This is a genomic window from Apibacter raozihei (assembly GCF_004014855.1).
Classification (GTDB): domain Bacteria; phylum Bacteroidota; class Bacteroidia; order Flavobacteriales; family Weeksellaceae; genus Apibacter; species Apibacter raozihei.
In genome coordinates, this window is the sequence record NZ_CP034930.1 from 1,050,935 (window position 1) to 1,063,960 (window position 13,026).

Annotated in this window: 20 protein-coding genes, 1 tRNA gene and 1 pseudogene; 5 read left to right on the plus strand and 17 right to left on the minus strand. The window is 30.9% G+C overall.

The features are described from left to right. Window positions 1–9 precede the first annotated feature (9 nt). Complete coding sequence (locus EOV51_RS04825) at window positions 10–624, minus strand: thymidine kinase (RefSeq protein WP_128150405.1); 615 nt, start codon at window positions 622–624, stop codon at window positions 10–12. A 73-nt stretch (window positions 625–697) separates the two neighbouring features. Between EOV51_RS04825 and EOV51_RS04830 the strand changes: the two genes are divergently transcribed. The 3 genes from EOV51_RS04830 to EOV51_RS04840 are packed head-to-tail and all read left to right on the plus strand — an operon-like array spanning window position 698 to window position 2,489. Continuing rightward, window positions 698–1,372, plus strand: a complete 675-nt coding sequence (locus EOV51_RS04830) for a hypothetical protein (RefSeq protein WP_128150407.1) — start codon at window positions 698–700, stop codon at window positions 1,370–1,372. A 6-nt stretch (window positions 1,373–1,378) separates the two neighbouring features. After that, window positions 1,379–2,050, plus strand: a complete 672-nt coding sequence (gene rsmI, locus EOV51_RS04835) for a 16S rRNA (cytidine(1402)-2'-O)-methyltransferase (RefSeq protein WP_128150409.1) — start codon at window positions 1,379–1,381, stop codon at window positions 2,048–2,050. 13 nt (window positions 2,051–2,063) lie between these two features. Then, window positions 2,064–2,489 carry an RrF2 family transcriptional regulator gene (locus EOV51_RS04840; protein WP_128150411.1) on the plus strand — a complete coding sequence of 142 codons (426 nt, stop codon included), beginning with the start codon at window positions 2,064–2,066 and terminating at the stop codon, window positions 2,487–2,489. On the opposite strand, the gene EOV51_RS04845 is transcribed toward EOV51_RS04840, so the two are convergent. Beyond that, a complete protein-coding gene (locus tag EOV51_RS04845) occupies window positions 2,458–2,886 on the minus strand; it encodes an NUDIX hydrolase (RefSeq protein ID WP_128150413.1) in 429 nt (142 codons plus the stop codon). The genes EOV51_RS04840 and EOV51_RS04845 overlap by 32 nt on opposite strands. Window positions 2,887–2,962: 76 nt before the next feature. On the opposite strand from EOV51_RS04845, the gene EOV51_RS04850 reads away from it, so the two are divergent. Then, a tRNA-Ala gene (locus EOV51_RS04850) sits at window positions 2,963–3,036 on the plus strand. Between the two features lie 58 nt (window positions 3,037–3,094). On the opposite strand, the gene EOV51_RS04855 is transcribed toward EOV51_RS04850, so the two are convergent. The 11 genes and pseudogenes from EOV51_RS04855 to EOV51_RS04905 all read right to left on the minus strand — a co-directional run bounded on the left by EOV51_RS04855 (window position 3,095) and on the right by EOV51_RS04905 (window position 10,485). Continuing rightward, window positions 3,095–3,658 (minus strand): flavodoxin family protein, encoded by a 564-nt coding sequence (locus tag EOV51_RS04855; RefSeq protein ID WP_128150415.1) that lies wholly within the window; start codon window positions 3,656–3,658, stop codon window positions 3,095–3,097. Between the two features lie 282 nt (window positions 3,659–3,940). Continuing rightward, window positions 3,941–4,327 carry a hypothetical protein gene (locus EOV51_RS04860; RefSeq protein ID WP_128150417.1) on the minus strand — a complete coding sequence of 129 codons (387 nt, stop codon included), beginning with the start codon at window positions 4,325–4,327 and terminating at the stop codon, window positions 3,941–3,943. Between the two features lie 2 nt (window positions 4,328–4,329). Next, complete coding sequence (locus tag EOV51_RS04865) at window positions 4,330–5,298, minus strand: RHS repeat-associated core domain-containing protein (protein WP_228427730.1); 969 nt, start codon at window positions 5,296–5,298, stop codon at window positions 4,330–4,332. A gap of 966 nt (window positions 5,299–6,264) precedes the next feature. Beyond that, window positions 6,265–6,546, minus strand: a complete 282-nt coding sequence (locus tag EOV51_RS04870; protein ID WP_128150421.1) for a hypothetical protein — start codon at window positions 6,544–6,546, stop codon at window positions 6,265–6,267. Window positions 6,547–6,797: 251 nt separating this feature from the next. After that, window positions 6,798–6,941: pseudogene (locus EOV51_RS14950) on the minus strand (RHS repeat-associated core domain-containing protein); the annotation flags it as partial. A 70-nt stretch (window positions 6,942–7,011) separates the two neighbouring features. After that, on the minus strand, window positions 7,012–7,458 hold the full coding sequence (locus EOV51_RS04880) for a hypothetical protein (protein ID WP_128150425.1): 447 nt from the start codon (window positions 7,456–7,458) through the stop codon (window positions 7,012–7,014). Between the two features lie 13 nt (window positions 7,459–7,471). Further along, window positions 7,472–8,350 carry an RHS repeat-associated core domain-containing protein gene (locus tag EOV51_RS04885; RefSeq protein WP_228427732.1) on the minus strand — a complete coding sequence of 293 codons (879 nt, stop codon included), beginning with the start codon at window positions 8,348–8,350 and terminating at the stop codon, window positions 7,472–7,474. A 158-nt stretch (window positions 8,351–8,508) separates the two neighbouring features. After that, window positions 8,509–9,096: a hypothetical protein gene (locus EOV51_RS04890; protein WP_164875246.1), complete on the minus strand. Its 588-nt coding sequence runs from the start codon at window positions 9,094–9,096 to the stop codon at window positions 8,509–8,511. Next, window positions 9,056–9,313, minus strand: a complete 258-nt coding sequence (locus tag EOV51_RS14760) for a hypothetical protein (protein WP_228427733.1) — start codon at window positions 9,311–9,313, stop codon at window positions 9,056–9,058. Before EOV51_RS14760 ends, EOV51_RS04890 begins: the two co-directional genes overlap by 41 nt. 155 nt (window positions 9,314–9,468) lie before the next feature. After that, complete coding sequence (locus tag EOV51_RS04900; RefSeq protein WP_128150433.1) at window positions 9,469–9,966, minus strand: RHS repeat-associated core domain-containing protein; 498 nt, start codon at window positions 9,964–9,966, stop codon at window positions 9,469–9,471. 3 nt (window positions 9,967–9,969) lie between these two features. Beyond that, the gene (locus EOV51_RS04905; RefSeq protein ID WP_128150435.1) at window positions 9,970–10,485 is read right to left on the minus strand and encodes a hypothetical protein; all 516 of its coding nucleotides are present in this window, start codon (window positions 10,483–10,485) and stop codon (window positions 9,970–9,972) included. A 68-nt stretch (window positions 10,486–10,553) separates the two neighbouring features. Here EOV51_RS04905 and EOV51_RS14635 point away from each other — a divergent pair, with 68 nt between their 5' ends. Next, window positions 10,554–10,700 (plus strand): hypothetical protein, encoded by a 147-nt coding sequence (locus EOV51_RS14635; protein WP_164875247.1) that lies wholly within the window; start codon window positions 10,554–10,556, stop codon window positions 10,698–10,700. Window positions 10,701–10,833: 133 nt separating this feature from the next. Here EOV51_RS14635 and EOV51_RS04910 read toward each other — a convergent pair whose 3' ends face one another. From EOV51_RS04910 to EOV51_RS04925, 4 genes are all read right to left on the minus strand, one after another. Continuing rightward, on the minus strand, window positions 10,834–11,121 hold the full coding sequence (locus EOV51_RS04910; protein WP_128150437.1) for a hypothetical protein: 288 nt from the start codon (window positions 11,119–11,121) through the stop codon (window positions 10,834–10,836). Window positions 11,122–11,135: 14 nt separating this feature from the next. Then, a complete protein-coding gene (locus EOV51_RS04915) occupies window positions 11,136–11,348 on the minus strand; it encodes a hypothetical protein (RefSeq protein WP_128150439.1) in 213 nt (70 codons plus the stop codon). 113 nt (window positions 11,349–11,461) lie between these two features. Further along, complete coding sequence (locus EOV51_RS04920) at window positions 11,462–11,749, minus strand: hypothetical protein (RefSeq protein ID WP_228427734.1); 288 nt, start codon at window positions 11,747–11,749, stop codon at window positions 11,462–11,464. A gap of 334 nt (window positions 11,750–12,083) precedes the next feature. Next, window positions 12,084–12,596 carry a hypothetical protein gene (locus tag EOV51_RS04925; RefSeq protein ID WP_128150443.1) on the minus strand — a complete coding sequence of 171 codons (513 nt, stop codon included), beginning with the start codon at window positions 12,594–12,596 and terminating at the stop codon, window positions 12,084–12,086. Window positions 12,597–13,026 lie beyond the last annotated feature (430 nt).

The following is a 13,026-nucleotide window of genomic DNA, read 5'->3' on the forward strand; positions in this document are numbered from 1 at the left end:
GCCTTTTGTTTAGGTTTTCGTATTGTTTTTTGCTTCTTGTTCTTTTTCTTTATTGAGCGCTTCCCAAAAAGCCTGGCGGCTCAAAGGCTCATATTTGTCTTTTTCACCCAGTTCCACCAGTTTTTTACCTGAGGAAATACGATGTGAATAGTTGGCAAGATTACCTGTTTTTACACAAATAGCATGTACCTTGGTTACATATTCGGCTGTAGCCATAAGGTTGGGCATAGGACCAAAAGGTCTGCCCATGAAATCCATATCGAGCCCGGCGACAATCACTCGTTTTCCGTCATTTGCGAGCAGGTTGCAGACATCTACAATGTTTTCGCTGAAGAACTGAGCTTCGTCTATGCCCACCACATCACAGTCTGCTGCCAGCAAGGGAATTTCCATAGGGTTGTCAATCGGAGTGCTGGGAATGGAATTCTCATCATGGGAAACTACTTCATTTTCATCATACCGGACATCTAAGGAAGGTTTGAATATCTCAACTTTCTGCCGGGCAAACCGTGCTCGATTTAATCTGCGGATGAGTTCTTCCGTTTTTCCGGAAAACATAGACCCACAGATTACTTCAATCCAACCGGTTTGTTTAGTGCTATTTATTGTATTTTCAAGAAACATTTGTAAATTTCGGACGTTAAAAGAAAAATTTTTTACAAAAGTAGAAATTAAGTAACAGATTAAAAAGCAAATTATGGAGTCGAAGGAATTATTTCAAAAACAGGTACTGGAAGATATCAAGGCTATAGCAAAAGATTTAAGTATGGTTCAGAGCTTTTCGGGGTTGTTGGCTCATCAACAGAAAATCCAGAATCTGTATGAAAAATATATATTTTTAAAACAATTACATACTTCTCGATATGAGCATTTTATGGAGGGAACGGTCCTGCCTGAAATGGAAAAGAATAACGTGAAAGGAGCAATTGCTGTTGATAAGAGGGATTTTCAGGAAATGCAGCCGGTTGAAGAAGTGAGTAAAATAACAGAAGCATCAGCAGAAAAAATCATAGCCGGTGCGGAGCTGAATGTTTTGGAGGATGAAAAGCCCGCAGAGGTGAATGAGGCCAAACCTGCAAAGGAAAGTTTAAAACCTTTGGGTATTCAGATTGCAGAAATTAAGCCTGTGGAAAAGGATCGTAAACTAAATCCGGTAAAGCTCGATTTTAATGATTCAATAGCATTTATCAGTCAATTATTCGGAGGAAATAAATCTTATATGGATGCGGAGTTTGTATTACTTAATGAAACCCGATCGATGGTAGAAGCTAAAAAGTGGATGGAAGAAATGTTTCATAAGTATAACTGGAGAGATAAAGAGGAATACGTAGAAAGATTATCGGCTCTTATTGTTCATCGTTTTGAATCGTAATTGTTCATGAGCGGAAAATTATATTTGGTGCCTACTCCGGTAGGTAATCTGGAAGATATTACCCTTCGTGCCCTAAGGATACTGAAGGAAGTGGATTTAATTCTTGCAGAGGATACCCGTACATCGGGGAAGCTTCTGAAGCATTATGAAATACAGGTGCCTATGCAATCGTACCATTTGCATAACGAACATCAGAAAACGGAATATTTTACAGAGCAAATGCTGTCGGGCAAGCACTTGGCTTTGATTACAGATGCAGGTACTCCTGGAATTTCTGATCCGGGGTATATGCTGGCAAAATCCTGCATTGACCACGGGGTGGTATTGGAATGCCTGCCGGGAGCCACTGCTTTTGTTCCGGCATTGGTGGTATCCGGGCTACCTTCGCATGAATTTATTTTTGCCGGTTTTTTGCCTCATAAAAAAGGGAGGCAAAGTAAGCTGAAAGAGCTGGCGGAAGAAAAAAGAACCGTTATGTTGTATGAAAGTCCGCATAAAATAACGGCTACGTTGGGGCAGGTAGCAGAATATTTTGGTGCGGAGCGGAGAGTAAGTATCAGTCGTGAAATTTCCAAGATGTACGAAGAAACGTTGAGGGGAACAGCGGTTGAAATTTACGAATTATGCAAGCAAAAACCACTGAAAGGTGAAATAGTTTTAGTAATTGAAGGAAAATAGTTATATTTAAAGAATGATATCTAATCGGTGTAAGTATGCTTTAAAAGCATTAATCTACATAGCGAGGCAGGAAGAGGATAAAAGTGTGTTCTCATCAGAAATTTCCAAAGATGAAAATATTCCTAAAAAGTTTTTGGAAAATATTCTCAGAGATTTAAAAAATGCCCAGTTTCTTACCAGTAAAAGGGGAGCCAAAGGAGGGTATCGTTTAAACAAAGATCCGGAAGAAGTTACACTGATAGAAATAATACGGATTATGGATGGTCCTATTGCTTTATTGCCTTGTGTTTCGCTTATGTACCATCAGCCTTGTGATACGTGTTCTACAGAGGAAAACTGCACGATACGTGATGTATTTATCGAGGTGCGGGACGCTACGCTGTCCATCTATCGAAAAACCACTTTAGCTAAGCTTGCCGGTCTTCCTTTGTGTCATTAAAAAGAAGATTAAAAAGTTGCAGCACGCCCGGTACCTGAGCTTTTTCCTTTTTATAGGTTTCCAGGTCAAAAAAACGAAGTTCTTCTATTTCTTTGGAAGGGGTTGGCTTTTCTTCAGGTAGTAATTTGTATTTAAAACATTCCTGTTCCATACTGATGTTTTGTTTTTCACCGTAGGCAGGAGCAGTGATATGGCAGAAGTAGCTCAAACGGTTAACGTCTAAGGTAACATTTATTTCTTCTTGTATTTCCCGTACTAAAGCTTGCAAGGCTGTTTCGCCTTTTTCTATCTTTCCTCCGGGCAAATACCAGGCTTTTTTGTTTGTACTGTAAGCCAGAAGTATTGAGTTTTTATTACAAATCAGTAATCCCGAGGTATGGAGTAGTTGAGGTTTCATAGATAAAAAAATGAAGGATAAAGATAATAACTTTTTGTTTAGTATGTAAAAATGTTTACTTTTGCATGAAAATTCAGGGGCTGTAGCTCAGTTGGCTAGAGTGTTAGACTGGCAGTCTAAAGGTCGTGGGTTCGAGCCCCATCAGCTCCACAGAATTATAAGTTAATAAAAAACACCGGACTTTATAGTCTGGTGTTTTTTGTTATTATCAGCGAATAAATTGCTTGGTGATTTCAGCCACTCTTTTTCCCAGGTATTGAGCGGTATCCAGATCGTCTTTCCCAGGAGTTACTTCTGGGCTGTCATCGTCTGACTGAGCCATAGAGCCCAGCCAGCTACCCAAACGATTTAAATTTTTTGTTGGAACATTATTCTTTTCATTGGCAGGATGTAAGTCCAGTCCGGTCCATATCATTCCATGCTGAGCAGCAAATAAGGCTATGGTTATCAGAGAGTTTAACTTATCTCCGCTAAATGCTCCTGAATTGGTAAACCCGGCAGCTATTTTATTTCTCCATTTAAACTCCAGCCAGGCAGCTTTAGTAGAATCTTCAAAAAATTTTTTCAGTCCTGAACTTATTGTTCCGTTGTAAGTCGGTGAGCCAAATATAATGGCATCGCTTTTTTCTAAAAGATCCCATTTAATTTGTGTATCATCAACTGAAATTAAGTGAACGGTTGTGTCTTCGTTTATTTGTGCTCCTTTGGCAACTGCCTGTGCCAGTTTGGCTGTATGTCCGTATACACTGTGGTAAACTATGGATATTGTCATTTTTATTTTTTTAATGGGTTAGAGATACAAATTTATTGTAATTTAAAGTTTATAGGATTACCCTAATTACAGGATTTTTAACCTGTATTACAGTATTATTTTTATTATAATTTATAGAAAATTTAATTATTCATTATAATTCTTTTAATTGTCAATATTTTACTAGACGCGTTCCTGCATGATTACAAAACTAAAAAAGCATACTCCTTATAAAAAAGCGGAACAATTAGTTCCGCTTTTTTATTTATTAATTTTTGTTTTTTCTATTTATAAAAAAATATACTATTCAAAGGTTTTATAACGTACGGTGTTATTATAATCAAGTTTTGAATTTTGATATCTAATCAATAAATCATTAATAACAGTATCCTTTTTATCTTTATTTAACCTATAATGTCTACCATAAGTTATTTCTAAAGTATCACCTAATAACAAATTAATATCATCTATTTCTTTTTCTTCTATAACACTATTTGTTTTTTCCTCCTTGTTTATAATTTTAATATACTCCGGGTATACTTTTGTTATACTAAATCCACCTTTTGTATACCAGACTACTTTATATTTTGAACTTTCTATAACCTTTCTGTTTAAATCTTTATCATCTAAAAAATTTTTACAGCCATACAAAAAACAAGCACTAACAAATAATACAATTAGATTCCTCATCTTTACTTATATTTAAGATATTTACTATAATTTGCTTTAAAATAAAACCCATTATATATTCCAGAACCGTAATAAGTATGTTCTCCATAAAAAGGATATCCTTTATTATAACCGTTTCCACCATTTTGGTACTGATTATATTTCCCAACAAAAGGCATTAATTTTATATAAAAATCTCTCGGTTTCCCGTTATAATTCTCTGCGTATTGAGAATAAATATTTCTCATATTTTTTCCAAAACTAACATTTGAAGTATATCTAACCGTAGTATATATTTTTTTCTCCGCATCAACTACGACTGTCGTATAGTGACCATATTTTGTTTTTATGTCTTTATCTCCATTATTTCTTGAGGATAGAGCCAGTTCAGCTAAATCAGATCCTTCCGAATAACCTGAAGGCTTATAGTCATTTTTATAAATTAATGTATAAAAATTCACGTTTGAATTTGGATTAAACATAGTATTTGGTTCAACACCCGGAAATGTACTTGTAGAATCATTTGCATCCATATAATCCCAAGGGTTTAAAGTATTTCCTATTTTCTCGCTCGAATTTACATCATAATTCCCATCTTTGTCAGCTAAATAAATCCATGTATCTCCATCGTTCCTAGCATTAACCACTGTATAAGTTCCATCTTCATTTTTTGTAACTCCTGTACTCTCTCCCGTCATTTCGGTTTGGTCAGTTATATCGGGATTATCACTCCATAAAGGGGGCATCCCATCGGGATCAATAAATATTATAGGATTATTAGCCGCATATACATAAGGAGATAAGTTAAGGTATTTTTCCGTTAACGGGTCTAAGTTAAACCAACGCCCAATAGCCGGGTCGTAGTTACGCGCTCCATAGTCATAGACATTGAGCCCAAGCTCTTCCTGTAGTTCTTTTCCGTTGTATTTATATGTGTATGACAGCTGTTCACTTTGAGCGTGGTTTTCTTTTTGTAAGATAGGCTTCTTCATTTTAGTATTCATAGCTTTGTATAAATATTAAATATAATAATTAATTGTTAATGCTTTACTAGATGCCTTCCTGCGTGCCTATAAAACTAAAAAGGTATACTCCTCTAAATTGATTACTTAATATAAAAAAGCCCACAATTAGTGTCTAACGTTTTGTGGAAGAGCAAAAGCGAGGCTTTTTATTCTTCTGTATATGAATTAGATTAAAACAAAGGAAGAATATAAAAATAAAATACATAAATCAACAAAGGAAGACTAAGCACAATATCTAAATATTTTTTTTCTAAACTTTTAATATTTTTTAATAAAATATAGATAGAAACACATCCCCCTATTATATTTAATGGAAATAAAACAAATACATAGACTATTTTTACTGATGATAAATATGTATTTGGAGCAATAAATATCTTAACATAAAATAAAAATATAATGTTTATACAAAAAATTCCAAATGTAAAAATTGATTTTATATTTATTTTCTCCATATAATTTCTTTATAATTATATATTTTCTTGCATGCAAAAAATTATAAAAATTTTACTATTCATTTATGCAGTTATTTTATGATATAAAAATATATGCAAAATATAATTATGGGTATATATAAAAAAATATTTAACCAGTTAATCTTTTTTAAAGTAAAGATGCTCTTATATATTTCTCGTATTGAGAGATATAATCCTAGTAAAGATAATGGGAAAATAATTAGACTTATCAATGCATGAAAAATCCCTCTGGGATTTATAATTTGCATTACATTAATTAGATAATATTTAAAAATACATATAATAAATATTAAAAAGGCTATATAGGATATTTTCATAATGTTATTCCTTTATATTTAAATCCATTTGTAACAGCTCTTTGATCGGCAACTGAGTCAGAACCATCAAATCTCATTATGCTACTTATTTCAGCGCCTCCAAGAACTTTTATTATTTTATAATTAACTAATTGAAAAGCTTAACCTGTCATAAAGTTTCCAGCATCATATACACTATATAATGTATTACTATTTTGAAATTTAATAAAACCAACAAAACCATCTTTTGGAAAAGTACCTTGCGCTTTGGGATAGTTACCTCCTTTTCGTGTTATTCCTGCTAAATCATCTGCAAAGTCAAAATTCGCATGACCTAAAAAATAGGCATATCCAAAATAAGCTGGAATATTTTTCCATTTGATGTAATTATCAACTTTTGATTTTATTTTACCAATTCCTACACTATTAAACATATTAGACATTTCTTTATTACTCAGGGGAATGAATAACCCTACTCTATCTTCTTGTTCATCTCCATAATTTATTTCATAATCAGATTTTGTAAGGGCATATTCTGCTATTGCGTTAAAAGTTGTTCTTGATCAAACGCATTATCATTGAAATCAAGTCTATTTCCATTATGATCTAAAACTATATGTTCTCCTTCTTGAATTTCTATTTGTGATACATACCCATTTTCATCTAAACGAATAATACGATCATCTATAGACATCATCCCGTCGGGATCAATAAACCGAATAGGATTATTAAACGCATAATTATACGGCGAGTGTCTTCTCATTTTTTCGGCTAATGTGTCTAAGTTAAACCAACGACCTATATTCGGGTCGTAGTTACGCGCTCCGTAATCGTAGATATTCAGGTTAAATTTCTTCTATAATATATATTTTCAAGGATAATGAAATCTTTTGTATGTAGTTATGAAATTATAAATCTAACACTCCTCTTTGTTCCAGAATTAAAGAATTTGTATTAGTAATTTTATAAATACTTCCAAAAGCTTTTCCATCGTAACCAGAAATATAATCTTCTTCTATATCATGATAACTTAAACAATTAACTTTTATAAAATCTAATATTCTATCGTTTTTTTTAGTTACAAATATATTTTTTGATTCATAATGAATATAACCTAAATATGGGTGTTTTAATATTGTCTTATCAGGTAATCCTATTATAAATAAATTATTTTTATTATTTGTAAATATATAAAAATATTTAGATGCTTTTGGGTAGTTTTCTTCATTATATTTTATGGTGTTTTTTATTTCTTTTTCTAAGAATTTATTAGAGATGCAAGGTATTTTTCTATTTATATTTTCACAGGATAGAAAAAAAATAAAAAAAAGAAGAGAGATTTTTGATATTTTCATTTGCCCATTTTTTCTAAGTTGATATGTCCTTTAATTTTAGTAGTTGAAAATGTTTTAGTTTTTGAATATCCATTATATTCATGTAAACTTCGAGTTGGTTCATGAATGACATAAAATTTAGGGAATTAGTTTTTCCGGTATCTTTATAATATTGATTTGATATATTTTTTGCTACATCAAAATCGTCATAAAAATCTTCACTTATGGAGGGTTTACTTGTTTTTTCATGGTTATGTATAGTAAATGATAAATTCTTCAATTTAAATTGACTTAATCCATACCTTTTTTCGTTAAATAGAGAATTTACTTTTCCTTCCTTTTTATCAGTATGTATACTATACTGTATACCATTAGAGGTTTCCCAACCAGACAAATTCCATTCTACATTCGTATTATCAATTAAAAAATCATATAATTTAGCCATTTCGTTGGCATCTTTTGATATGGCGTGATTTTGATCATTTCTAAGAGGAGCTTTTTTCTCAGCTAATTCAAATAAAATAGATTGCTCATTAATCACTAAATGATTTTGTTCATATGCTTTTATATCACTTTCTACAAAGAGTCTGTCAAATTTATCATTAGTTACTTTGATTAATTCTATTTTACCATCTTTTTTTAATATATAATCATTATCAATGCTCATCCCATCCGGATCAATGAAGAATATAGGGTTGTTTACCGCATAAACATACGGTGAATATCTACGATATTGCTCCGCCAACGGGTCAATAGTAAACCAACGACCTATAGCCGGGTCGTAGTTACGCGCTCCGTAATCATAGACATTGAGCCCAAGCTCTTCCTGTAGTTCTTTTCCGTTGTATTTATATGTGTATGACGGCTGTTCACTTTGAGAGAGGTTTTCTCTTTGTATAATCGACTTCTTCATTTTAGTATTCATAGCTTTGTATAAATATTAAATATAATAATTAATTGCAATGCTTTACTAGATGCATTTCTGCGTGACTATAAAACTAAAAAAGCGTATGCTGTGTAAATATCTTCAATAAAAATAGCCCCGCACTTAGCGGGGCTTATTATATGTTTCTAATCTTGATATCCAAATTCAAACTTAATTAATTTATTATTTACAAAAACATATCTTGCTTCATATATATTTTGTTTATTTATAAAAACATAGGTTATTGTATCTTTATCTGCTACTTTATTAAAGGCAATTTCTGAATATTTTTTTAAAAAATCTTCTTGTAACATTCCTAAAAAGGCTCCTTTATTTGAAGTAAAATTACTATCTCTCAATATTTTACTTTTTTGTACTTTCTCATTTTTATAACCTACATAAAAATAACTATATTGATTATTGAATCCTCCATACTCCCTTTTTAGCTTCAAATATTCCGATTCTGAATTATTAAATAAAGTAACACATTCTCCTAAATTGAAATCATCTTCTATTAATTCACTAATATCTCCTACTTGTCTCAATATACTTAATGTATCCTGTAATATAAATTTATTAACAGCTGTATCTTTAATTACACTACTATTATATTGATTATCAAATTTTGAAGGTATAGGTTGTTTATTACATGTAATAAACAGAAATAGGACTAAGGTTGTAAAAATCATTAATTTACTGTCCAAGAGTTGGGTTTGCTTTTCCATTATTTCCATAATTAGGATTACCAGGTATTTGAAAATTAATCTTCATCTTTTGATGAGTTTTAAAGTATTCTTTAAAAAATGCTCCAAATTTAGTTAATTGTTCTGCTGAACCATTAATTCCTATACACCCCATTGTGCCTCTAGAATTAGTATCTGGGTGTATTCTTAAACCAGTTCTTCCATTATAATCTTCCATGTAAACTTTCCATCCTGTTTTCCCATACATAAGCATTCCGCTCTCATTGGTAGGAACAACTTTAGTTGCTGTATAACTTTTATTTGGAGTAGGGCCATTTCCATAAGGACCACTAGTAAATTCATAATTTTCAACTGTATAGGTGCCACCATCTGAAAAGACAGCATTTTGATAAACTGTACCTTCTATGCCATATTCAGCGTGATTGCTTCCAAGGTTTTTCCTGTTATTTCCTTAGCTGTAGAAACTTTTCCTTTAAAATCTAATTGAAAATCTCCCTTATGCACCTCATAATGGAGAACCTTATCTTCCTTATACTTTTCTTGTACCAATCCTTTTCCTCTCTTATTATCCCATTCTTTATATCTGGTATAATTCTTACCTCTATAAGTTTCTCCGTCTTTAGTTGTTGCTTGTGAAGTTGCATTATTATCCCAATAAATATTACCATTAGCTTTCTCTACCCAATCATCCACACTCATTCCGTCAGGATCGATAAAACGAATAGGGTTATTCACTGCATATGTATAAGGCGACCATCTACGGTATTCTTCTGCCAGCGGGTCTAAGTCAAACCAACGACCTATAGTCGGGTCGTAGTTACGCGCTCCGTAGTCATAGACATTGAGTCCAAGCTCTTCCTGTAGTTCCTTTCCGTTGAATTTATTAAAGTTAGCGAACAAAAGTTATTTATAAGTTTCTGCATCATTTTTACATTCTTTTTCTAAGAAATTTAAGATCTTATTCCTATCGGAATAGAATATCTTCTTTTTGTATAAAAGATGTAAGCTCACAGGATCATAATTAATAACATGATTAAGATTAATATAAAATTCCGAAATATCATAATCCAACTTTGGGAAATAATTATCAAAGATTTTCTTTGTTTCATCATCAGCATTTTTATTAATAGAATAAACAACGATATATTCCTTATATTGATACCCAAAAAAAATATTTTTTTGTGGATCCAAGTATGAAATATTATGGGCTGTAAATTCAAAAATTAAATTATTTTCACATTCAAATTTAGGTGAAATTTCAATATATTTAATTTTATCTGTGTTATATTTAATCAATTCGTTAAGGGTATTTTGCACTAAATCTTTATTATTGAGGAAGGATTCTGTTCCACAGCCTACTAAAAGATAGAGTGTACAAATTAAAAGTATTATTTTACTTCTTCCTATATTTTCCTTCATAAGCTTGAGTTATTGTTTTACTGTTGTAAATAAGTGTCGTATTATAAGATGGTACATAAATAAAATTAATGGCATTTGGAACGTTTTTTGCCGCCCCTATGTCATTGGTTTCACTTGAACCTGCAACTTTAAATGTATATCCATTCTCTTTTGTTGGAAATTTAAACATAGCAAAACCTCTTGGATTTAATTGTACAAAAAAATTACAATTTTAGGCATTTTTCCCGGATGAGTATATACGTTGCAACTTACTCTGTTTTATGAATAAATACATCTAACATGTTGGGGATAACTTTTAGTATTCATGATAATATTGTTATATTATACGAGCCAATTAAATATGCATACTTATTTAATACAATCCTTATCTATATATCTTTGTATCATGCCTGTATCTCCATAAAATGTGTTATTTAGATACAATAAAGCATTACCTATTACTAATGATTGAAATCGATTGTTATATCCCTCTTTGGGTATTTGATTAATATTAAAATTAGACTTTTCAAAATAAGGGTCAAAAAAATTGAGTATATTTTTATCCTTTTCTTTTTCGTCTATCGTATATATAATTAATTTATCCTTATAATTATATACTTTATACTGTTTGGCTGATGGGTATCTTAAAATACGCATACTAATCATGAAAATCAAATAATCATTACACTGTTTTCAAGAGATATATCTAAATATTCAAAATACTTTGTTTCATTTTTTGAAAAATAGTTATTTATATACTTGTCAATCACAGAATATATTTCTGAGTTATCATTAATTTTAGCTCTTTCCTGAGCTTGACACGGGATAAATAGTATTGATAGTAATAAATAAATAATAATTCTATTTCTTGTGTTTTCCTTCATTAACATCTAATATTGTTTTACTATTATAAATAATTGTTGTTTTGTAAACAAATTAGTAATCTTTTAGACTACTCATACCTATAATGTTTTTTCAACTAGAATGAATACTTTGTTTAGTCAAATTTACAATCCTGATCCATAAAATTTTGTATTATTTCTTCATTTTTATAAAACATTGAATCTTTATACAATAAAGCTATTGTATTTACTATAGACTGATATCGAAATCCTTTGGTCTCACTCCATTCTTCTTTAGGAAATCCAGATAGATCACAATTACACTTTATAAGGTAAGTATCGAAAAAGTTTTTCATTTGATTTTTCTCATTTGATACAAAAATTATAATTTTATTTTTATATTTATAAGTATGGTAAGTATCTGTGTTTATTAAATTAATCATATATCTAATGGAAACTCCATATAATACATCTTTATGACACTTTTGAATTCTTTAATTTCAATATAAAAGTCAATTGGCGAATTATCAGACGATTCAATAACATTATCTAATACGCTGTACAACTCCGCGCTTTTATAGTTTGAATTTACGCCACAAGAGTATACAGTGATTAGCAAGACAAGAAGAGTTAGGATAGTTTTATTTTTCATATTTACCTTCATATGCTTGAGTTATTGTTTTACTGTTGTAAATAAGAGTAGTGTTGGATTTATTAGACAAAGAGCATGACCTCACAAGAAACTCCTCGCAATACGAGGAGTTTTTTGGTTATTGTTCATTCGCAATACTTCTTTATTAATTCAAATTCAGATGATTTCGTATATAACTTACCTTCAAAGTAAAGTAATCCCACTCCATTTATAATTGATTGATGCCCATTTACTTTTCCTTCTTTAGGTAATAAATTTATATTATAGTTAGTTTTTTTTAAATATTGGTTGAAAAAAAATTTAATTTTTCGCGACTTTTCTTTAGGATTAACCCTGTAAATAATTAAATTATTTTTATAATTATATACATAATAATCTTGTTCAATTGAAGGTAATAAATAAACCGAATTAAATGAAAAAAATATATTTCTGTCACATTTTTTTACTGTATTTATTTCCACAAACCATAAACGATCATCTATCTTATTCTCGTTATTAAGAGCAATAAATTTTTCAAGAAAATTATCTAAAAAATTATAAAAAACTTCCTTATTCTCTTTCCTTTGTGCATTACCATTTACACCAGTAAAACACAATACTAAAAATACAATTATTCTATTTTTTAAATTTACCTTCATATGCGTTGGTCATTGTTTTTCCATTATAAATAAGTGTCGTATTATAAGATGGTACATAAATAAAATTAATGGCATTTGGAACATTTTTTGCCGCCCCTATGTCATTGGTTTCACTTGAACCTGCAACTTTAAATGTATATCCATTCTCTTTTGTTGGAAACTTATGCATCATAAGCCCTGATGGATTTAATACACTTGCAACAAGTCCTTCTGTATTTGGCATTTTACCCGGATGATGACCGTTAAGACTTACATGATCTCCTGAATAAACACCGTAAACTTTTGTTGGGAGATTGTTCGTTCCAACAATGGTACTTTCGCCGTTTTCCACAGGAGCGCCAAATGTATTCATTTTAAATTTTTTAGCTGTTTGTATATTAAACTCCACATTCACATCGCCAGAGGCAGTCCAGTCTGCTATCTGATTAAA

Excerpts from the sequence above, each read along its gene's own strand:
- EOV51_RS04825 (WP_128150405.1), bottom strand. The coding sequence starts at position 624 with ATGTTTCTTGAAAATACAATAAATAGCACTAAACAAACCGGTTGGATT.
- EOV51_RS04830 (WP_128150407.1), top strand. The coding sequence starts at position 698 with ATGGAGTCGAAGGAATTATTTCAAAAACAGGTACTGGAAGATATCAAG.
- rsmI (WP_128150409.1), top strand. The coding sequence starts at position 1,379 with ATGAGCGGAAAATTATATTTGGTGCCTACTCCGGTAGGTAATCTGGAA.
- EOV51_RS04840 (WP_128150411.1), top strand. The coding sequence starts at position 2,064 with ATGATATCTAATCGGTGTAAGTATGCTTTAAAAGCATTAATCTACATA.
- EOV51_RS04845 (WP_128150413.1), bottom strand. The coding sequence starts at position 2,886 with ATGAAACCTCAACTACTCCATACCTCGGGATTACTGATTTGTAATAAA.
- EOV51_RS04855 (WP_128150415.1), bottom strand. The coding sequence starts at position 3,658 with ATGACAATATCCATAGTTTACCACAGTGTATACGGACATACAGCCAAA.
- EOV51_RS04860 (WP_128150417.1), bottom strand. The coding sequence starts at position 4,327 with ATGAGGAATCTAATTGTATTATTTGTTAGTGCTTGTTTTTTGTATGGC.
- EOV51_RS04865 (WP_228427730.1), bottom strand. The coding sequence starts at position 5,298 with ATGAAGAAGCCTATCTTACAAAAAGAAAACCACGCTCAAAGTGAACAG.
- EOV51_RS04870 (WP_128150421.1), bottom strand. The coding sequence starts at position 6,546 with ATGTCTAATATGTTTAATAGTGTAGGAATTGGTAAAATAAAATCAAAA.
- EOV51_RS04880 (WP_128150425.1), bottom strand. The coding sequence starts at position 7,458 with ATGAAAATATCAAAAATCTCTCTTCTTTTTTTTATTTTTTTTCTATCC.
- EOV51_RS04885 (WP_228427732.1), bottom strand. The coding sequence starts at position 8,350 with ATGAAGAAGTCGATTATACAAAGAGAAAACCTCTCTCAAAGTGAACAG.
- EOV51_RS04890 (WP_164875246.1), bottom strand. The coding sequence starts at position 9,096 with ATGGAAATAATGGAAAAGCAAACCCAACTCTTGGACAGTAAATTAATG.
- EOV51_RS14760 (WP_228427733.1), bottom strand. The coding sequence starts at position 9,313 with ATGTATGGGAAAACAGGATGGAAAGTTTACATGGAAGATTATAATGGA.
- EOV51_RS04905 (WP_128150435.1), bottom strand. The coding sequence starts at position 10,485 with ATGAAGGAAAATATAGGAAGAAGTAAAATAATACTTTTAATTTGTACA.
- EOV51_RS14635 (WP_164875247.1), top strand. The coding sequence starts at position 10,554 with ATGGCATTTGGAACGTTTTTTGCCGCCCCTATGTCATTGGTTTCACTT.
- EOV51_RS04910 (WP_128150437.1), bottom strand. The coding sequence starts at position 11,121 with ATGCGTATTTTAAGATACCCATCAGCCAAACAGTATAAAGTATATAAT.
- EOV51_RS04915 (WP_128150439.1), bottom strand. The coding sequence starts at position 11,348 with ATGAAGGAAAACACAAGAAATAGAATTATTATTTATTTATTACTATCA.
- EOV51_RS04920 (WP_228427734.1), bottom strand. The coding sequence starts at position 11,749 with ATGATTAATTTAATAAACACAGATACTTACCATACTTATAAATATAAA.
- EOV51_RS04925 (WP_128150443.1), bottom strand. The coding sequence starts at position 12,596 with ATGAAGGTAAATTTAAAAAATAGAATAATTGTATTTTTAGTATTGTGT.